We start from the raw sequence: 18275 nt of genomic DNA on the forward strand, positions 1-18275 counted from the left end.
TTAATCACAAGAAGTTGCCATGAGCCGTTATCGCCCTCCCCGCTCCGCCGGCACCGCGCTGATCACCCCCGAAGGTGAAGCGCGGATGCGCGCCGAATTCCATGAGTTGTGGCATGTGCGCCGCCCGCAAGTGACGCAATCGGTCAGCGAGGCGGCGGCTCAGGGCGATCGCTCGGAGAACGCCGAGTACACCTATGGCAAGAAGATGCTGCGCGAGATCGACAGTCGCGTACGCTTTCTCACCAAACGCCTGGAAGCATTGAAAGTCGTCAGCGAAAAACCCAGCGATCCGAACAAGGTCTACTTCGGCGCTTGGGTAACCATCGAAGACGAAAACGGCAAGCAATCGCGCTACCGCATCGTCGGCCCGGATGAACTGGATCTGAAACTGGGCCTGATCAGCATCGACTCGCCACTGGCCCGCGCCTTGATCGGCAAGGCGCTGGATGCAGAAGTCCGGGTGCAGACGCCGACGGGTGAACAGTTCGTTTACATCGTCGCTATCGACTATCCGTAAAGCGTATCAGCGTCGGGTGATCAAGCCCTGCCGCGCAACGCGGGTCAGTTGCTTGATCATCTCCGGCGCATCCTCAACGCTCGGCGCTTGAATCACCGCCAGATCAAAACTGTCACTGGCAAAACGCGCCAGCGACTCGCCGTCTTCAACGAACTGGATCAGGAACGCGGCAGGACCGCCGCTGCGACGTGGCCAGCCATCGAGATAACGCAACAGCGTCGGCTGATGTTTGCCGCCAAGGAGAATTTTCGGGTTGCGCTGGGTGATATGTGCCGTGATCGGCGCGGGACGTGCTGGAGGGCGTAGTGCATTCATCGTGTCGTGTCTCTGCCTCAAAAGTCTGCATGGCAGGTGAGAGGCAACACCGAACCAGCGCTTTAGCGGTATTTCGAAGCCCTGTTCCGGCTTCTGACGGCAACTGTTGAAGTCACCTGGCGCCCCGCAAGTAGCTGTTTAAATCGGCGCATGGGCAACATCCTAGAGAACGTGACCGATCAGTGTCAAGAATCAGCCGCAACAAAAAAAGGCCCGCACAATGCGGGCCTATTCCTTGAGCCAGAGCGCTTAGCCGGCGATGGCGCGGTCCACCGAGAGCTTGCCGGCGCCTTCGATCAGGACGGCGAGGCTGCCACCGAGCAGGGCCAGGGCGAACTCGTAACCGTTGTTGGCCATAAACAGACCGTTGCTGATGTGTACGGTGAAGATCGCCACCAGCGACAGGAAGGTCAGGCCCAACGCCGCCGGACGCACCAGCAGGCCGATGATCAAGGCCAGGCCGGCGAAGAACTCAGTACCGCCCGCCAATGTGGCCATCAGGTAGCCCGGGTGCAGGCCAATGCTGTCCATGTACTGCGCGGTGCCTGCCAGACCATACCCACCGAACAGACCGAAGAGTTTTTGCGAGCCGTGCGCAGCGAAGATTACGCCGACCGCAATGCGCAGGATGGTCAGACCGTAGCCGGCGCGGGTGAACAGTACTTTGTTGATCAGAGAGCTCATGGGGCATTCCTTGTTTTTGCGAGAAGTTGTGTGTGTTGGTTGGCCGCTATATTAATCAGTAAAACTCATGTTAAAAGCGCAAATATTCCGCCATAACAATCAGTTTATTAGATCATTTCCGTGAGACGACTTTTTGCGCCCCGGGCTCCAACGACTCCCGCTCCCGGTCGAACGCCAAGTAATACTTGTTCACGCTATTAACATAGCTGACCGGCCCCATTCCTACCTGCTCCATGGCAATGCGCTCGACCTGGAAGAACCACTGGTTGGGATTCAGCCCGCGCCGCCGGGCCTCGGCGCGCATGCCCTGCACGCGCTCGGGGCCAATGTTGTAGGCCGCGAGGGTGAAGGCCATGCGCTCGCGCTCGTTGAGTTTGGGGCTGTTGAAAAACTTGCGGCGAATCATCGCCAGGTACTTGGCCCCGGCCTGTACATTCGCATCGAGATTCTGAATATTGCTCACGCCGACTCGCTGAGCGGCGGAAGGCGTGATCTGCATCAGCCCCGTCGGGCCGCTGCCGCTACGGGCGTTGGGTTGCAGGCGTGATTCCTTGAACGCCAGTGCGGCCAGATTCAGCCAGTCCATGTTCTGCGCGGCGGCGTGCTTTTGCAGAGTCGGGCGCAGTTTTTCGAGACGCTGGCGATCGGCCTTAGCCAACGGATTGTGGACTTGGTACAGGCGTCGATAGATGCGCAAAAACGCAGCATCTTCGTTCGAGGGTTTCTTGTAACCGCCGAGGAAGCGGTCAATGCTTGCACGCAACATTGCGGCGTCACGGCGCACGAACCAGTACTCCTCGCCCGGCTCGCTGATGATCAGTTGCCGGTCAAAACGCAGCTTCGGCAGGATCTTGCCCCAACGCTCGGCGATAGGTTGTTCGACGATGGTCAGGTGAAAAATCCCGCCCTGAACCATCTCCAGCACATCTTCGACCGCCAGGGTCGGATCGACCCATTCGATCTTGATCGGCGCCAGTTTGTGCAACGCCAGTTTCTGATTGAGCTGACTGACCGCCTCCCCCGCCGCACTGCCGGTGGGCAACGCGAGGGTTTTGCCGGAAAGTTGCTCGACCTTGGTGTAGCGTCGCTCGCCCTTGATCCCGACCAACACCAGCGGCACGTTGCTGGCGACCGGTTCGCTACTGGCCACGGCATAGCCAGATTGCAGATCGAGCAATTCACCCGGTGCGACCAGATCACCTTCGCCACGCTGCAAGGCGCCGAGCAATTGGTCCTTGGCTTTGGGAATGATCTTGAGGGTGATTTCCTGGCCATCGCGAGCATGGCCATTGAGGTATTGCTCGAAGGCACGCAGGCGATGGTATTCGACGCCGATGGCCTGGCCCTGAACTTCGCCGGAGCTGTTGCGGCTCTGGTTGACCAGTACGCGCAACACGCGGCTGCTGCGAATCTCGGACAAGTCCCGCACCTTGGCGGCCGGCACGGCTTGCAACGGCCCGGGCAGGCGCGCAACCGCCGTCATCGGCAGTAGCAACGATCCACACAACAGGAGCAAAACCGAGGGACGAACCATCCACTCTCCGGAAAGAATACGGGGCAATTTCATCTCTGAAAGATCGAAATCACCGACAAAAACAGAGCGCTTGGAGCGCTGGCAAAGTGCGAGAGACTGGCACAGTAATGGCACTTCTGCCAAACCGGGCTGCGTCGCGGCATCAAAAGACAGCTATAACTCGTTGTAGTTCTTGGCTTTTCTTATGAATCTACAGCTCTGGTATGCTTTCCGGCCTTCGGCCCGAGGTAGCAACCATGCAACTCATCGATATCGGCGTCAACCTGACCAACCCCAGTTTCGCCGACAAACACCAGGCCGTGCTTGATCGCGCCTATGCGGCCGGGGTCTGCCAACTGGTGCTGACCGGCACCAGCGTCGAGGGCAGCGAACAAGCTTTAGAGCTGTGCCAGCAACTCGATGAAAGTGGCCAGCGGCTGTTCGCCACCGCCGGTATTCACCCGCATTCGGCCAGTGACTGGAACGCTGACAGCGCCCGACGTTTGCGCAGTCTGTTGCAAGAAAAAAACGTCGTCGCCGTGGGTGAATGCGGGCTGGATTTCAACCGGGATTTCTCGCCGCGCCCACAGCAGGAAAAAGTCCTCGAAGAACATTTGGCGTTGGCCGTTGAACTGCAATTGCCGGTCTTCCTGCACGAGCGCGATGCCAGCCAGCGCCTGTTGGAAATCCTCAAAGTCTTCCGCGATCAACTGCCCGCCACTGTGGTGCATTGCTTCACCGGCGAGCAAAAAGCCCTGTTCAGCTATCTCGATCTGGACCTGCACATCGGTATCACTGGCTGGATCTGCGATGAGCGTCGGGGCACGCATTTGCATCCGTTGGTGAAAGAGATCAAGCGCGGGCGCCTGATGCTGGAAAGCGATGCGCCGTACCTGCTGCCGCGCACCCTGCGACCGAAACCAAAGAATGGGCGCAATGAACCGGCGTATCTGACTGAAGTGCTGCGCGAAGTGGCGTTGCATCGTGGCGAAACCGAGGAAGATCTGGCGGCGCACACCACCGCGTGTGCCCGCGCGTTCTACAACCTCCCGGCATTGGCGTAAGCCGCAAAAGATCGCAGCCTTCGGCAGCTCCTACAGGGCGTACGCCATCCCAATGTAGGAGCTGCCGAAGGCTGCGATCTTTTGATCTCTTGACTCACATCAAATCGAGTCCTCTGCATAGCGGCACAATAATGGCACCTTGCCAAAACTGTTTCCGCTATCAGAGAAGACCTCCATGGGTGCCTGGCTTAGCAATATCTCGCTGAAATACAAATTCTGGGCGGTCAATGCGGTCGCCTTCGTCACCACCCTGTTGCTGGTGCTGTACGCCGTGCAGCTCGAACAACAGGCGCGCAGTCACGCGTCTCAGGCCTCGGCGCAAGCCCAGGCGCAATTGCTCAAGGCCTGGCCGGTCGGGCAGTCATTGCCGAAGGCCGATCAGGTGCTGACCTTCAAGCGCGGCGAAGCACCGCGCCTGAACGATCAGCCCTTGCTGGAAATCACGGAAAGCAACGGCTGGAACGAGATCAATCACCTGCCGCTGTTCGGCGATAACCCGCTGATGGGCGCCGAAGTGTTCAGTCGTGCCGATGGCCAGCAAGTTGCGGTCATTGCCTACGGCCCGAGTCTGAGTCAGGTGTTCAGCGAGCGTTTCGCCAACTATGCGGTGGCGGTGTTCATTCTGATGTTCGCCATGCTGTGTGCCTCGCAACTGCTGATCCGCTTTCTGCTCAGCCAGCTCAACACCTTGAAGGACGTCATGCTTCACGTTGAGAAAAGCGGCGATCTCTCGGCTCGTGTGCCACTGGCCGGCAAAGACGAAGTCGGGCAGATGGCCAATGCGTTCAACGCGATGCAGGCCGGTTACCAGCGCGTCGTCACCACCGTGGCCAACACCGCACGGCAACTGGATGTCGGCGCGGCGCGACTGGCATCGAGCATGAACGAAGTGCGCCACGGCATGCTCGGTCAGCAGAGCGAAACCGATCAGGCCGCTACCGCGATCAACGAAATGACCGCCACGGTTTATCACATCGCCCAACACGCCGGCGCCACCCGCGACTTGTCGCAGACTGCCGATGGCCTCGCTGGCAGCGGTCAGCAAGTGGTCGCCCGGGTGCAGCACTCGATTGCCGGGCTGTCCAGCGGTGTGCAGCAGACGGCCGAGATGATTCAACGGCTGGCCGAGGACAGTCAGAAGATCAACGGCGTGGTCAGCGTGATTCACAGCATTGCCGAGCAGACCAACTTGCTCGCCCTGAACGCTGCCATCGAGGCCGCCCGCGCCGGTGAAATGGGCCGGGGGTTTGCCGTGGTCGCCGATGAGGTGCGCAATCTGGCGAAACGGGTGCAGACCTCGACCGATGAGATCACCACGATGGTCTCGGCCTTGCAGGCTGGCACCCGCGATGCGGTGGATTTCATGCAGGAGAGTTCGTACAAGGCCGACGATTGCGTGCAGCAGGCGCAGGAGGCCGGCGAAGCACTGGCGGAAATCACCGGGGCGGTGGCGCAGATGCGTGAAAGCAACACGCAGATTGCCGTGGCGGCGGAGCAGCAAAGCCAGGTTGCCGAGGAGATGAACCGGGCGGTGGTGAGTATTCGTGATGTGACCGAAAACACCGTGCAGCAAACAGTGGATTCGGCGACGACCAGTAATGAGCTGGCGACGTTGGCCGGGGAGTTGAGCAAGGCCATAGGTCAATTGAAGCTCTGAAGATCAAAAGATCGCAGCCTTCGGCAGCTCCTGCAGGTGTACGCATTTAGATGCCGGAGCTGCCGAAGGCTGCGATCTTTTTTGTCCATCATGACTATGATGCCAATAGCCAACCTTGATTCGCCGCCCTCGCCGCCCGGGCCTATTCTTCAAGCATGTGTTCAACATGGATCGAGGAGTAGAAAACATGGGCAAACGTCACCCCAATCTTCCCGCGTGGCAATGGCGCGCGTACCCGGGTAATCACCAGCACCCGACCAATCTGGTGCTGCACCTGATTGCCGTGCCGTTGTTTATCGTCGCGTTTCTGCTGATCGTGTCCGGGGTGTTCAGCCTGAGTCTGGCCAGCGTCGCCATCGGCGTGATCGGTATCGTTGCGGCGCTGGGTTTGCAGCGCCACGGCCACAGCCTGGAGGCGCAAGCCTCCGAGCCGTTCAGTGATCGTAAAGATGCCGTGTCGCGCTTATTGGTCGAGCAGTTTCTGACCTTTCCGCGCTTCTTTCTCAGCGGCGGCTGGTGGCGCGCCTGGCGTGAACGCCACCGTCGGCACTGACTCAGGCGAAGATCGTGACGGTCTGGCGACTCATCGCAATCAGTTCACCTTCTGCGCTCCACAGCTTGGCGGCGACATGGCCGTAGCCATCGGCGGCGTACTCGATGTCGGCCAGGTATTGGCACCAGTCCAGCGTACTCAAATCGTGTAGCGGCTGCACAAATTCGATGGTCCAGGTCAGCGTACTGCCCGGTGCAGGCTTCTTCAGATACGGCAACAGCGCGGGCGGCCACGCATCGACCAAGGCCAGCAGATGCGCCTCGTTGACCGGTTCTTCTTTGACATCTCCACGCAAGCGCACCCAGCCGCCCATCAGCCGCGATTGAGTGCCGGTGAACGGCATGCCGCCGACGCTCCAGCGCATTGCCAGATGACGCATGAACTCCGGGGTCACGCCTTTGATATAGGGTAATTCCTGGCATTCATCCCAGTGTTTCATGGACGGCGCCGGATACGCTTCGACTGCGACCTCCGAAGGCCGAGAGGCACCGAAACTACCCTGAACGATGGTCACCACCTGACCATTCTGGATCGCCCGGCCCATGACCTGGCTGACGGCCTTGCCTTCGCGCAGTACATCCACTTCGAAACTCACCGGAACTTCAGGCTCGACCGGGCCGACAAAGGTGATCGCCAGCGAACGTACCGGGCGATCCGCCGGGACCTTCGCGCGTATGGCTTCGTATTGCAGCGCAGCCACCAGACCACCGAAGCTCGCACGCCCCTGGCCCCATTCGGCAGGAATGGTCAGTTCCGGTTGGCGGCGGACCGCCTCGAGCAGATCGCTAAAGCGCATGGCAACCTCAAAAAACGAAAAAGGAATGCAGGGATCTTAACCAGACCTGCACAGCGCCGCAGCGTCTATTCCGGTCAAATGGGCTGACAGAAAGGCCTTAGCGTATTTCAAATACAGACACAAAACCCTGTAGGAGCTGCCGAAGGCTGCGATCTTTTGATTTTGATTTTTAACAACAAGATCAAAAGATCGCAGCCTTCGGCAGCTCCTGCAGGGGATATCGCGGGGCTCAGGTTATTTGAAACAGGCTGAACTGAGTTTTTCCAGCACACGATCAGCTTTGCTTTCGGCTTTGATCATGGTCGCCTGCCAAGTGGCGACACAGGGCTGAAGATCCGCCTCCAGTTCGGCTTTCGCCAGCCACTGCCAGCAATCGTGCCAGTCACCCAACGCGCCTTGGGCCGACTTCAATCGCGCCAGCGCCGCCTCGGGCAAGCGGTCCAGTTCGGGATAGGCTTCGATGCCGTAGCGCACGCGCTTGATCAGCAAACGCAAGCGGTGACGGTCGTGAGCGGGATCGTGCAGCGCCTCGTCGAGTTTCTGCCATTGCTTGCCGAGGCGTTTCTCGATGCGCTTGTCCAAACCTTTGAGCAAGCCCTGACGCTGTGAGGCGCGCAGAAATCGCGGGAACGCGTCGAGAATCATCAGCAGCGAGGCCACTTCGGCACTCGCCGCCAGCGCCGGATAAGCCTCGGCCATCTGCGCCATGCGGCGTTGCGCGGCTTCGGGCTGATCATGCGCGAGCAGGTACGCCGCCAACACCTCGCGATCACGCCACGGGGTGGTCAATTGGCCGACCGCCGAGGCGGCATCTTCCAGTTGCTCGACACCGGGCAAGCCGCGCAATGGCCGCAACAGGCTGCGCAAGCGCCGCACCGTAGTGCGCAGATCGTGCAGCGCCTCGGGGTCGGTACGTGCCGTCAATCGCGCCTGACAGGCCAGCAGCCGCACCTCCAGACTCAGGACATGAGCCACCAACCGGTCAACCAACGCAGACATCACTTGCTCCTGATTCAAATGGCTCTGACGATCATTCTGCTGCCCAGCGAACGCAGCCTCCTTGCTTCACGTCAGCAGCTTAGCGGCCGGCGCGGGATTCGCGAATGTAGAAACGCGCTTTCTCGGCTTTCTTGCTGCAGCCTTCGAAACCCTCGAATTGTTGCTGAGTCTTCGCGGCAGTCAGCAGCGACAACGCTTTGGAGTAGCTGACGGTGCCGGCAAAGCCTTCGGCCTTGGCCAGATCCAGCTCATGCCAGGCCGCGTCGAGCTGGCTGCCGCAGCTGTCGCGGTAAGCGGTTTTACCGGCGCAACCGGCCAATGCCAGAGCCATCAACGGCACACAGATCCAGGCTTTCATCACTCACACCTCAAATAGGTCAACAGTCGTGCAGGTAAGACGGCCTGGCTGCGAAAAAGTGCCTTGCCGGCGGGTGAAACCGCGCAACTGAGAAGGATAGCGCTGAAGGGTCATGCAGGAGCGAAAAAACGACGTCACTGGCGCACTGAACGACTTCGGCGATTGAGCCGGTCCGGCGATGGGTGCATTGTGGAACCTTGTCGGGAGGACGCTGGATGAAAAAAAAACGTGTCGCGCTGGTACTGGGCTCCGGTGGCGCCCGGGGCTATGCCCATATCGGGGTCATTGAAGAGATCGAGAAACGCGGGTACGAAATCGCCTGCATTGCCGGCTGTTCGATGGGCGCCGTGGTCGGCGGGATCTACGCCGCCGGCAAGCTCGATGAATACCGCAACTGGATCGAAAGTCTCGACTATCTGGACGTACTGCGCCTGGTCGACGTGAGTTTCCGCCTCGGCGCGATTCGCGGCGAAAAGGTCTTCGGCCAGATCCGCAAGATCGTCGGCGAAATCAACATCGAAGACTTGCGCATCCCCTACACCGCGGTCGCTGCCGACCTCACCAACCAACAGGAGATCTGGTTTCAGGAAGGCTGCCTGCATCAGGCGATGCGCGCCTCGGCGGCGATTCCGAGTCTGTTCACGCCAGTGATGCAAGGCAATCGCATGCTGGTCGACGGCGGCATTCTCAACCCGTTGCCGATCGTGCCGGTGGTGTCGAGCCACTGTGATCTGATCATTGCGGTCAACCTCAACTCGACCAACCAGCGTCACTACAAACTGCCGGTGATCCAGCGCCCCGCCGCGTTCCGCTCACGCTTCGACAACCTGATCAGATCACTGGGATCGAAGATGCCGTTCCGCCGTACACAGGCCGAGCAACTGTTGCGGCTCGAGCAGGAAGCGTTGCGCGCCGAAGCAGCAGACATCAACCCTTGGCTGGACGGCGCCGAGCCGGAGAGCCAGCAACCGGCCGCCGCGCCAGAGCGTGAAGGCGCGCCGAAGTCGGCGACCGGTTCATTCATCATCGATAACGTCGGGCCGGCGTCGCTGCTGGATTTGATCAACCAGAGTTTCGAGGTGATGCAGACCTCGTTGGCGCAGTACAAGATCGCCGGGTATCCGCCGGACATCCTGATCAACGTGCCGAAGCGGGTGTGCCGGTTTTTCGAGTTTTACAAGGCGCCGGAGCTGATCGCGTTGGGGCGCGAGATTGCGCGGGATACGCTGGATCGGTATGACAGTGAGCAGAGCAGAGAGCCCTGAAGTTTTCCGCAGTCTTTAAGGGCCTCATCGCTGGCAAGCCAGCTCCCACAGTGATCGAGGTGATACACAGATTTCAATCACAGCTGAAAAACCTGTGGGAGCTGGCTTGCCAGCGATGGCGTCTGCCGGGACAACAAATGGCTAAAGAATGTTGTCACTCAACAGCCGATAGCCAACCCCCGCCTCAGTCACGATAAACCGCGGCCGCGTCGGATCATCCGCGAGTTTCTGGCGCAAATGCCCCACCACAATCCGCAGATAATGGCTGTCCTCGGTGTGGGTCGGCCCCCAGATATCCTTGAGCAATTGCTGCTGGGTAATTACCCGCCCCGGATGCCGCGCCAGTTGCGCCAGCACTGCGTACTCCTTACGAGTCAGCGCCACTTCGACACCGTCGAGCAACACCCGCCGATAGGCCAGATCCACGGTCAACGGGCCGAAACTCAACGCCGCCTGCTGCGCCTCCCCCGCCGGCGCCTGACGCAACAAGGCGCGGACCCGGGCGAGAAACTCCTGGATGCCGAACGGCTTGGTCACGTAGTCATTGGCGCCGCCATCCAGTGCCTGGACTTTCTGCCCTTCGCTGGCGCGCACCGACAACACCAACACCGGCGCCGTGGCCCACTCGCGAAATTCGCGCAGCACTTGCTGGCCGTCCATGTCCGGCAGGCCGAGGTCGAGCACCAGCAAATCCGGTTTGTTCAGCGCCGCCTGCGCCAAGCCTTCGGCACCGGTGCCGGCCTCAAGCACTTTGTAGCCCTGGGAAGCGAGGCTGATGCGCAGGAACTTGCGGATCTGCGGTTCGTCGTCGATGACCAAAATGGTCGCGGTCTGGCTCATGAATTCACATCAACACAAAAGAGTGGCAAGAGATTAGCGCAGTCCGCATCAGGCTTCATTGTCCATCCCCGGTTGCGCTTGCAACGGCAAGTGCAAAGTGATGCAGGTGCCGCGTCCGTCGATGCCGTCGGCGACACTGATGCGACCGCCGTGCGCGCCGACCATGCCCTGACAGATTGCCAGGCCGAGGCCAGTGCCCTGCCCCCCGCGATCACCACGGGCTGCGGTGTAGAACATGTCGAAAATCTTCGCCCGCTCATCCTCGGGAATCCCCGGCCCCTCGTCGCTGACCGAGAAGAAAATCTCCTCGTCATTCGCTCCCGCATTCAGTTGCAGACGACCGTGAGGTGGCGAAAAGCGTGCAGCGTTTTCCATCACATTGACCAATGCCTGTTCAATCAACGCGGCATGGACGAACAATAGCGGCAACTCACTCGGCACATCGGTACTGACCTGGAGCGGCGCCAATACCGCGCGCAGGCGATTGAGTGAGCTGCCGACGATATCGGCGGGCGACACCCAGTCCCGCGCCAGTTTCAGCGCACCGTGGCCGAGCCGGGTCATGTCGAGCAGGTTCTGAATGTAGCGGTCGAGGCGTTCGGCTTCGTCGCGGGTGCCTTCGAGCAGTTCACGACGATCTTCCAGCGGGATCGCTTCGCCGAGGGCCAACAGGCTGTCGATGCTGCCGCGCATGGCGGTCAGCGGAGTACGCAAGTCGTGGGACACCGACGCCAATAGCGCACTGCGCAATTGTTCGGTCTCGCCGTGCAGGCGCGCGGCTTCCAGGTCATCGGCCAACTGCGCGCGCGCCAGCGCTTGGGCGAGCGGCTGACTCAACGCGGTGAGCAAGCGGCGACGCTGGCCACTCAAGGTCTGGCCTTCCTTGGCACACACGCCAAGCAACGCCAGCGGCCCATCCTCGACCGACAGCGGCCACCACCACCAGCGTCCGAACGGCAACGTGCCGGTGCCCATGCCCGCCGGTTGATCGTGCTGCCAGGCCCAATCGGCGGCGGCGCGTTCGGACTCGGTAAATTCCAGCGGCCCGCCGGTCTCGATTTTCCAGCCGCCCTGGCCGTCGCGATTAAGCAGGCACAACTGCAGATCGCTCCAGCCATTGAGGTGTTGCGCGGCAGCGCTGACCACAGCCTGGCGATCGGTGGCGGCGGTGAGTTTGCGCGACAGGTCAAGCAGTTCGGTGGTTTCTTCCTGGGTGTCACGCAAGGCTTGCAATTGCCGACGCTGACGCGCCGCAAGATTACCGGTGAGCGCCGCCATCAACAGGAAAAACAATAAAGTCAGGACGTCTTCTTCGCGCTGGATGGCGAAGGAAAAATTCGGCGGGATGAACAGAAAGTCATAGGTCAGAAACGACAACGCCGCACAGGCCAGCGCCGGACCGAGACTGCTGCGCACCGCCACCAGCAACACTGCCGCGAGGAACACCAGCGAGATATTCGGCAGCGGCAACACACTCGACACCGCCCACGCCAGCGCACTGGCCAACACCGTGGCAACCAGCGCCAGCGCATAGTCGAACCACACCAGTGTCAGCGGGTTTCGCGGGCGCGACTGCGGGTGTTCATGATCGTTGTCGAGGACGTTGATTTCCAGCCCATGGGCCTGACGCAACAGACGCGCCGCCAAGCCACCGCCGAACAGTCGACGACGCCAACTGGGCCGAGACTGGCCGACCAACACCAGACTCGCACGGCGCTCGGCAGCATGCTGGACCAAGGTTTTCGCCACTTCACCGGCGCGCAGCAACACCACTTCTCCACCGAGGCGCTCGGCCAGTTGCTGAGCACTTTGCAGGCGCAGGCGCGATTGCTCGTCGCGTACGCTGCCGTTATCGACATGCACCAGACTCCACGGTAAATGCCGGCGCTGGGCAACGCGACTGGCATGCCGTACCAGGCGTTCGGCTTGCGCATCACCATCGACGCCGACCAGCAATCGCCCGCGCACTGCCGGGGCGGCCTGACCGAGCTGGCGATAGCCTTGAGCGAGATCGTTATCGACCTGCGCAGCGGCGGTTTGCATCGCCAGTTCGCGCAACGCGGTGAGGTTGGTCTGGGTGAAAAACGCATCGATCGCTGCGCGGGCCTGTTCCGGCACGTAGACCTTGCCTTCACGCAGACGCTCGAGCAGTTCACGCGGCGGCAGGTCGATCAACAGCAGTTCGTAGGCTTCTTGCAGCACCCAGTCCGGCAGGGTTTCGCGCACTTGCACACCGGTGATGCCGCGCACCTGATCGTTGAGGCTTTCCAGGTGCTGGACGTTGACCGTGGTGAATACGTCGATACCGGCGGCGAGCAGTTCCTGAATGTCTTGCCAGCGTTTCGCGTGGCGGCTGCCGGGGGCGTTGCTGTGGGCCAGTTCATCGACCAGCACCAACTTCGGCCTGGACGCGAGAATGCCGTCGAGGTCCATTTCTTCGAGCATCACGCCACGGTATTCCGAGCGCACCAGCGGTTGCTGCGGCAGGCCGCCAAGCAACGCTTCGGTTTCGGCGCGGCCGTGGGTTTCAACGACCCCAGCGAGGACTTTCACGCCTTGGCGCAATTGCGTGTGGGCAGCCTGAAGCATGGCGTAAGTCTTGCCGACACCGGGGGCCGCGCCGAGGAAAACCTTGAGCCGGCCACGGCCGTCACGGGGCAGGTCTGCTAACAGCGCGTCGGCGCGGCCGGAGTCGCTCATGCTTGATGTTCTCTCTTCCTGATGATCTCGTTCCCACGCTCTGCGTGGGAATGCAGCCCGGGACGCTCTGCGTCCCACCAAAGCGGACGCGGAGCGTCCATTGATGCATTCCCACGCAGAGCGTGGGAACGATCATCGTCTACAGTTTTTCCAGGGCCATGTTCAGCTCCAGCACATTGACCACCGGCGGCCCCACCAGCGGCTGTTCGATATGCGCATCGAGCAGTTGCTGAAGAGTCGATACCGGCACATTTCGCGCTGCTGCGACACGCGCCAGTTGATAGGCAATCGCTGCCGGTGGCAAGTGCGGATCAAGGCCGCTGCCGGAGGTGGTCAGCAAGGCCAATGGCACCGGGCCCTGACCAGGAACCTGCAATTTGTTGGCATCGTCGATCACCCGCGTGGCGAGTGCCGGATTGCTCGGCGCCAGGTTGCTCGCGCTGCTGGAAACGGTGGCAAACGCACCGGCGGAGGGACGTGGATGGAACCACGCATCGCCGACAAAATCCTGGGCAATCAGTGACGAGCCACGGACTTTACCGTCGGCGTCGTGCACCAGGCTGCCGTTGGCTTGAGCGGGGAATGCGACTTGCGCGACGCCGGTCACCACCAGTGGATAGGCGACGCCGGTGACCAGGGTCATCAGCACCAGCAGGCTCAGGGCCGGACGTATCATTGTGGACATTTCAAAATCCTCGAATTCGTTGGGCAAACTTTTGCGGGGTATCAGGGAGATCTCTTCCCCCTCACCCCAGCCCTCTCCCCCAAGGGGGCGAGGGGGAAAGGGAGCCGATCTTTGTGCAGTTCAAAACCTGAGTTCGGCTCGATATCTCAAGTCGGTGTAGCTCCCGCAAACACCTCAATCAGTCCCCTCTCCCACGAAGGCGACAAGAGGAAAGGGAGCCGATCTTTGTGCAGTTCAAAACCTGAGTTCGGCTCGGTATCTCAAGTCGGTGAAACTCCCGCAAACACCTCGATCAGTCCCCTCTCCCACCGGGAGAGGGTTAGGGTGAGGGGCTGCGATATCAGCCTCACACCAAATGCAGCGCCGTGAGCAACATGTCGATCGCCTTGATCCCCACAAACGGCACCAGAATCCCGCCCAATCCGTAGATCAGCAGATTGCGCCGTAGCAACGCTGCCGCACTCGCCGCCTGCACGCGCACACCGCGCAGCGCCAGTGGAATCAGCACGACGATGATCAAGGCGTTGAAGACGATGGCCGAGAGGATCGCGCTCTGCGGACTGGTCAACTGCATGATGTTGAGCACGCCCAGTTGCGGATAAATCGAGGCAAACAGCGCTGGCAGGATCGCGAAGTATTTGGCCACGTCGTTGGCGATGGAAAACGTCGTCAGCGCGCCACGGGTCACCAGCAATTCCTTGCCGATCTGCACCACGTCGAGCAGCTTGGTCGGATCGCTGTCGAGGTCGACCATGTTCGCCGCTTCGCGGGCAGCCTGGGTGCCGTCGTTCATCGCCATGCCGACGTCAGCCTGAGCCAGCGCCGGGGCATCGTTGGCGCCGTCGCCGCACATCGCGACCAGGCGACCGTCGTTTTGCTCATGACGAATGCGCGCGAGTTTTTTCTCCGGGGTGGCTTCGGCGAGAACGTCATCGACACCCGCCTCAGCGGCGATGGCGGCGGCAGTCAGCGGGTTATCACCGGTGACCATCACGGTGCGAATGCCCAGTTTGCGCAGTTCGGCGAAACGTTCGCGGATGCCTGGTTTGACCACGTCCTTGAGGTGGATCGCGCCCAGCAATTTGCCGTCGGCACACACCAGCAATGGCGTGCCACCGCTCTGCGCGATCTTGTCGATTTCCCGCGACAGTGCCGGAGCCAGATCCGAGCGTTTCTGGCCGAGGAAACTCAGCAGCGAGTCCACCGCACCTTTGCGATAGACGCGGCCCTGATAGTCGACACCGGACAAACGGGTTTCCGCGCTGAACGGCACAGCGGTCAAGGTTTCCAGCGCCGGCTCAGGCTGCGGGTGCAGACCGCGCAGGTATTCGACGATGGATTTACCTTCAGCGGTTTCGTCGGCCAAGGATGCGAACAACGCACCTTCAGCCAGTTCGCGACCGCTCACACCCGGCGCGGCATACACCGCGCTGCAACGACGGTTACCGAAGGTGATGGTGCCGGTCTTGTCGAGCAGCAGCACATGCACGTCCCCCGCCGCTTCCACCGCACGACCGGACTTGGCAATCACATTGAGGCGCACCAGACGATCCATCCCGGCAATACCGATGGCCGACAGCAAACCGCCAATGGTGGTCGGGATCAGCGTGACCAGCAGCGCCACAAGGAATACCAGCGGCAGGCTGCCGTTGGCGAAATGGGCGAACGGTTGCAGGGTCACGACTACCAACAGGAAGATCAGGGTCAGGCCGATCAGCAGGATGTCCAGCGCCACTTCGTTTGGCGTCTTCTGACGCTTGGCGCCTTCGACCAGTGCGATCATGCGGTCCAGAGTCGACTCACCGGGGTTGACGGTGATCTTCACCAGCAACCAGTCAGACACCAGTCGCGTGTTGCCAGTGACGGCCGAACGATCGCCACCGGATTCACGAATCACCGGCGCCGATTCACCGGTGATCGCCGCTTCGTTGACCGCGGCGATGCCTTCGATGACTTCGCCGTCACCGGGGATCATTTCCCCGGCTTCGACACGCACCACATCGCCTTTGCGCAGACTTGCCGCTGGCACTACCTGAAAGCTGCCGTTAGCCTGTTTACGCCGTGCGCTGAGGCCTTCGCTGCCAGCCTTGAGGCTGTCGGCGCGGGCCTTGCCGCGACCTTCGGCCAAGGCTTCGGCGAAGTTGGCGAACAGCACGGTGAACCACAGCCACAGGGCGATTTGCGCAGCGACGAAGGTCGGCACGTCGGCGTCGGGAATGAAGCACAGCACCGTGGTGAAAATTGCGGTCAGTTCGACCACCAGCATCACCGGCGAACGTTTCAGTTGCCGAGGGTCGAGCTTGACGAAGGCTTGCACCAGCGCCGGCCGCCATAGGGCCGAGATCGCGGTTTTCGCTTGTTCCGGCGCCTTGACGACGGCGGGTTTGATTGCGGGCATATTCATCATCCAGCTCCTAAAATGAAAGGCTTAGAAGCCCATGCTCAGGTGTTCCGCGATTGGGCCGAGCGCCAGGGTTGGCAGAAAGGTCAAGCCGCCCACCAGCAAAATGGTCACGGTCAACAGGGTCACGAACAGCGGGCCGTGGGTCGGGAAGCTGTTCTGCCCGATCGGTGCGGTTTTCTTCATCGCCAGGCTGCCGGCCAAGGCCAGAACCGGCAGGATGTAACCGAAGCGACCGATCAACATGCCCAGGCCCAACATCAGATTGTGGAACGGCGTGTTGGCGCTCAGACCACCGAACGCCGAGCCGTTGTTGGCGCTCGCCGAGGTGTAGGCATAGAGCAACTGGCTGAAACCGTGTGGACCAGGGTTGCTGATGGTCGCCGCAGCACTGGGAACCGCTGCGGCAATCGCACCGAGCACCAGCACGCCGACCGGCATGACCAGCAGGGTCACCACCAGTAATTGCACCTCACGCGCCTGGAGTTTCTTGCCGAGGTATTCCGGGGTGCGACCGATCATCAAACCGGCGAGGAACACCGCGATCAGCACGTTGAGCAACATGCCGTAGAGCCCGGCACCAACGCCGCCGAAGATCACTTCGCCGACCATCATGTTGACCAGCGCGACCATGCCGCTGAGCGGGTTGAGGCTGTCGTGCATGCCGTTGACCGAACCGTTCGACGCGGCCGTCGTCGTCACCGACCACAGCACCGTGGCGGTGGTGCCAAAGCGCGCTTCCTTGCCTTCCAGCGGCGCGGTCTGTTCGACGGCGGCGTTGTTCAGGGTCGGAGTCGGTTGGTACTCAGCCCACAGCGAAGTCGCGCCACCGATCAGGAACAGCGCGAGCATGCAGGCGATAATCGCGCGGCTCTGGCGCAGGTCTTTGACGTAGTGGCCGAAGGTGAACACCAGCGCCACCGGAATCAGAATGATCGAAGCGACTTCGAACAGGTTGCTCCACGCGGTCGGGTTCTCGAACGGATGCGCCGAGTTGACGCCGAAGAAGCCGCCGCCGTTGGTGCCCAGTTGCTTGATCGCAATCTGGCTGGCGGCCGGGCCGAGCGGGATCACTTGATCAACGCCTTGCATCGTCACCGCGTTCACATACTGCGCAAAGGTCTGCGGCACGCCCTGCCAGACCAGATACAGCGCCAAAAGCAAGCACAACGGCAACAGGCCGTAGAGGGTGGCGCGGGTCATGTCGACCCAGAAGTTGCCGAGAGTTTTCGTCGATTTGCGGCCGATGCCACGGCACAGCGCAACCAGCACGGCCAGGCCGGTGGCGGCGCTGACGAAGTTCTGCACGGTGAGACCGACCATCTGGCTCAGGTAGCTGAGGGTCGCTTCGCCGCTGTAGGACTGCCAGTTGGTGTTGGTCATGAAACTGACCGCGGTGTTGAACGCTTGCGTCCACTCCTGGCCCGGCAGATTTTGCGGGTTCAGTGGCAAGTGATCCTGGAACAACAGAATCGCGAACAGCAGGAGGAAACCGGCGAGGTTGAACGCCAGCAGCGCCAGCGTGTACTTCTGCCAGCTCTGCTCAGCCTGCGGATCGACCCCGGCGATGCGATAGCAACCGCGCTCGACCGGGCCCAGAACCGGCGTCAGCCAGGTGCGCTGACCTTCCATCACTTTGTAGTAGAAGCGCCCGAGCAGCGGCGCCGGCAGCAGGACCACCGCGAAAAACGCGAGGATCAGCCAATAGTCATAACTGTGCATAGCCGCTCCTAGTTCCGATCCGCGCGCAACAGCGCAACCAACAGATAAATGAACAGCCCCACTGCCAATAGCAGTGACACCCCGTCCAGAACGCTCATGGAAGATCTCCGTGTTACGGCGTATTGCCGCGTGTGGAGGCATTGTCGGAAAGGAGGCTGTAAAGGAACGAGAGCGAGGGGTCTGGCTGGGCATAAAGAAAGCGTAAA

The 18275-nt window shown here is 61.1% G+C and carries 17 protein-coding genes; 5 read left to right on the forward strand and 12 right to left on the reverse strand.

From position 1 onward, the window contains the following. Positions 1-19 precede the first annotated feature (19 nt). Positions 20-517, forward strand: coding sequence for a transcription elongation factor GreB (gene greB / locus ACM6IN_RS24290; protein WP_414916829.1), 498 nt, complete (start codon positions 20-22; stop codon positions 515-517). A 6-nt stretch (positions 518-523) separates the two neighbouring features. On the opposite strand, the gene ACM6IN_RS24295 is transcribed toward greB, so the two are convergent. From ACM6IN_RS24295 to ACM6IN_RS24305, 3 genes are all read right to left on the reverse strand, one after another. Then, positions 524-832: a hypothetical protein gene (locus ACM6IN_RS24295; protein WP_007908569.1), complete on the reverse strand. Its 309-nt coding sequence runs from the start codon at positions 830-832 to the stop codon at positions 524-526. A gap of 249 nt (positions 833-1081) precedes the next feature. Beyond that, on the reverse strand, positions 1082-1516 hold the full coding sequence (locus ACM6IN_RS24300) for a DoxX family protein (RefSeq protein WP_007908568.1): 435 nt from the start codon (positions 1514-1516) through the stop codon (positions 1082-1084). 112 nt (positions 1517-1628) lie between these two features. Continuing rightward, positions 1629-3050: a transglycosylase SLT domain-containing protein gene (locus tag ACM6IN_RS24305; RefSeq protein WP_007950156.1), complete on the reverse strand. Its 1422-nt coding sequence runs from the start codon at positions 3048-3050 to the stop codon at positions 1629-1631. A gap of 236 nt (positions 3051-3286) precedes the next feature. On the opposite strand from ACM6IN_RS24305, the gene ACM6IN_RS24310 reads away from it, so the two are divergent. The 3 genes from ACM6IN_RS24310 to ACM6IN_RS24320 all read left to right on the forward strand — a co-directional run bounded on the left by ACM6IN_RS24310 (position 3287) and on the right by ACM6IN_RS24320 (position 6303). Next, positions 3287-4093: a TatD family hydrolase gene (locus ACM6IN_RS24310; RefSeq protein ID WP_095112941.1), complete on the forward strand. Its 807-nt coding sequence runs from the start codon at positions 3287-3289 to the stop codon at positions 4091-4093. A 175-nt stretch (positions 4094-4268) separates the two neighbouring features. Next, positions 4269-5750 carry a methyl-accepting chemotaxis protein gene (locus tag ACM6IN_RS24315; RefSeq protein WP_414916830.1) on the forward strand — a complete coding sequence of 494 codons (1482 nt, stop codon included), beginning with the start codon at positions 4269-4271 and terminating at the stop codon, positions 5748-5750. A 187-nt stretch (positions 5751-5937) separates the two neighbouring features. After that, the gene (locus tag ACM6IN_RS24320; RefSeq protein WP_007908547.1) at positions 5938-6303 is read left to right on the forward strand and encodes an Mpo1-like protein; all 366 of its coding nucleotides are present in this window, start codon (positions 5938-5940) and stop codon (positions 6301-6303) included. Position 6304: 1 nt separating this feature from the next. Here the strand turns inward: ACM6IN_RS24320 and ACM6IN_RS24325 are convergent, their stop codons facing one another. The 3 genes from ACM6IN_RS24325 to ACM6IN_RS24335 all read right to left on the reverse strand — a co-directional run bounded on the left by ACM6IN_RS24325 (position 6305) and on the right by ACM6IN_RS24335 (position 8456). After that, positions 6305-7099, reverse strand: coding sequence for an acyl-CoA thioesterase (locus tag ACM6IN_RS24325; RefSeq protein WP_007908545.1), 795 nt, complete (start codon positions 7097-7099; stop codon positions 6305-6307). Positions 7100-7333: 234 nt separating this feature from the next. Further along, positions 7334-8098 carry a CHAD domain-containing protein gene (locus ACM6IN_RS24330; RefSeq protein ID WP_007908544.1) on the reverse strand — a complete coding sequence of 255 codons (765 nt, stop codon included), beginning with the start codon at positions 8096-8098 and terminating at the stop codon, positions 7334-7336. A gap of 79 nt (positions 8099-8177) precedes the next feature. Further along, the gene (locus tag ACM6IN_RS24335) at positions 8178-8456 is read right to left on the reverse strand and encodes a hypothetical protein (protein ID WP_007908543.1); all 279 of its coding nucleotides are present in this window, start codon (positions 8454-8456) and stop codon (positions 8178-8180) included. A 215-nt stretch (positions 8457-8671) separates the two neighbouring features. Between ACM6IN_RS24335 and ACM6IN_RS24340 the strand changes: the two genes are divergently transcribed. Then, positions 8672-9721, forward strand: coding sequence for a patatin-like phospholipase family protein (locus ACM6IN_RS24340; RefSeq protein WP_007908542.1), 1050 nt, complete (start codon positions 8672-8674; stop codon positions 9719-9721). Positions 9722-9862: 141 nt separating this feature from the next. Here the strand turns inward: ACM6IN_RS24340 and ACM6IN_RS24345 are convergent, their stop codons facing one another. The 6 genes from ACM6IN_RS24345 to kdpF form a co-directional block, all read right to left on the reverse strand. Beyond that, positions 9863-10561 (reverse strand): response regulator, encoded by a 699-nt coding sequence (locus ACM6IN_RS24345; protein WP_414916831.1) that lies wholly within the window; start codon positions 10559-10561, stop codon positions 9863-9865. Positions 10562-10609: 48 nt separating this feature from the next. Next, a complete protein-coding gene (locus ACM6IN_RS24350; RefSeq protein ID WP_414916832.1) occupies positions 10610-13261 on the reverse strand; it encodes a DUF4118 domain-containing protein in 2652 nt (883 codons plus the stop codon). Positions 13262-13400: 139 nt separating this feature from the next. Next, positions 13401-13946: a potassium-transporting ATPase subunit KdpC gene (gene kdpC / locus ACM6IN_RS24355; RefSeq protein WP_007908524.1), complete on the reverse strand. Its 546-nt coding sequence runs from the start codon at positions 13944-13946 to the stop codon at positions 13401-13403. Positions 13947-14292: 346 nt separating this feature from the next. Further along, complete coding sequence (gene kdpB, locus ACM6IN_RS24360) at positions 14293-16350, reverse strand: potassium-transporting ATPase subunit KdpB (RefSeq protein ID WP_007949740.1); 2058 nt, start codon at positions 16348-16350, stop codon at positions 14293-14295. A 24-nt stretch (positions 16351-16374) separates the two neighbouring features. Further along, positions 16375-18069, reverse strand: coding sequence for a potassium-transporting ATPase subunit KdpA (kdpA, locus tag ACM6IN_RS24365; protein ID WP_414916833.1), 1695 nt, complete (start codon positions 18067-18069; stop codon positions 16375-16377). Between the two features lie 8 nt (positions 18070-18077). Beyond that, positions 18078-18167: a K(+)-transporting ATPase subunit F gene (kdpF, locus tag ACM6IN_RS24370; protein WP_007899818.1), complete on the reverse strand. Its 90-nt coding sequence runs from the start codon at positions 18165-18167 to the stop codon at positions 18078-18080. Between the last annotated feature and the right edge of the window lie 108 nt (positions 18168-18275).

Source organism: Pseudomonas sp. IT-P395 (genome assembly GCF_949767675.1).
In the GTDB taxonomy this organism is placed as follows: Bacteria; Pseudomonadota; Gammaproteobacteria; order Pseudomonadales; family Pseudomonadaceae; genus Aquipseudomonas.

What these genes read in the sequence shown, in the direction of transcription:
- ACM6IN_RS24325 (WP_007908545.1), bottom strand. Translation starts at nt 7,099, where the DNA reads ATGCGCTTTAGCGATCTGCTCGAGGCGGTCCGCCGCCAACCGGAACTG.
- kdpB (WP_007949740.1), bottom strand. Translation starts at nt 16,350, where the DNA reads ATGAATATGCCCGCAATCAAACCCGCCGTCGTCAAGGCGCCGGAACAA.
- ACM6IN_RS24310 (WP_095112941.1), top strand. Translation starts at nt 3,287, where the DNA reads ATGCAACTCATCGATATCGGCGTCAACCTGACCAACCCCAGTTTCGCC.
- ACM6IN_RS24330 (WP_007908544.1), bottom strand. Translation starts at nt 8,098, where the DNA reads ATGTCTGCGTTGGTTGACCGGTTGGTGGCTCATGTCCTGAGTCTGGAG.
- ACM6IN_RS24315 (WP_414916830.1), top strand. Translation starts at nt 4,269, where the DNA reads ATGGGTGCCTGGCTTAGCAATATCTCGCTGAAATACAAATTCTGGGCG.
- ACM6IN_RS24320 (WP_007908547.1), top strand. Translation starts at nt 5,938, where the DNA reads ATGGGCAAACGTCACCCCAATCTTCCCGCGTGGCAATGGCGCGCGTAC.
- kdpC (WP_007908524.1), bottom strand. Translation starts at nt 13,946, where the DNA reads ATGTCCACAATGATACGTCCGGCCCTGAGCCTGCTGGTGCTGATGACC.
- ACM6IN_RS24350 (WP_414916832.1), bottom strand. Translation starts at nt 13,261, where the DNA reads ATGAGCGACTCCGGCCGCGCCGACGCGCTGTTAGCAGACCTGCCCCGT.
- ACM6IN_RS24335 (WP_007908543.1), bottom strand. Translation starts at nt 8,456, where the DNA reads ATGAAAGCCTGGATCTGTGTGCCGTTGATGGCTCTGGCATTGGCCGGT.
- ACM6IN_RS24345 (WP_414916831.1), bottom strand. Translation starts at nt 10,561, where the DNA reads ATGAGCCAGACCGCGACCATTTTGGTCATCGACGACGAACCGCAGATC.
- kdpA (WP_414916833.1), bottom strand. Translation starts at nt 18,069, where the DNA reads ATGCACAGTTATGACTATTGGCTGATCCTCGCGTTTTTCGCGGTGGTC.
- ACM6IN_RS24305 (WP_007950156.1), bottom strand. Translation starts at nt 3,050, where the DNA reads ATGGTTCGTCCCTCGGTTTTGCTCCTGTTGTGTGGATCGTTGCTACTG.
- ACM6IN_RS24300 (WP_007908568.1), bottom strand. Translation starts at nt 1,516, where the DNA reads ATGAGCTCTCTGATCAACAAAGTACTGTTCACCCGCGCCGGCTACGGT.
- ACM6IN_RS24295 (WP_007908569.1), bottom strand. Translation starts at nt 832, where the DNA reads ATGAATGCACTACGCCCTCCAGCACGTCCCGCGCCGATCACGGCACAT.
- ACM6IN_RS24340 (WP_007908542.1), top strand. Translation starts at nt 8,672, where the DNA reads ATGAAAAAAAAACGTGTCGCGCTGGTACTGGGCTCCGGTGGCGCCCGG.
- greB (WP_414916829.1), top strand. Translation starts at nt 20, where the DNA reads ATGAGCCGTTATCGCCCTCCCCGCTCCGCCGGCACCGCGCTGATCACC.
- kdpF (WP_007899818.1), bottom strand. Translation starts at nt 18,167, where the DNA reads ATGAGCGTTCTGGACGGGGTGTCACTGCTATTGGCAGTGGGGCTGTTC.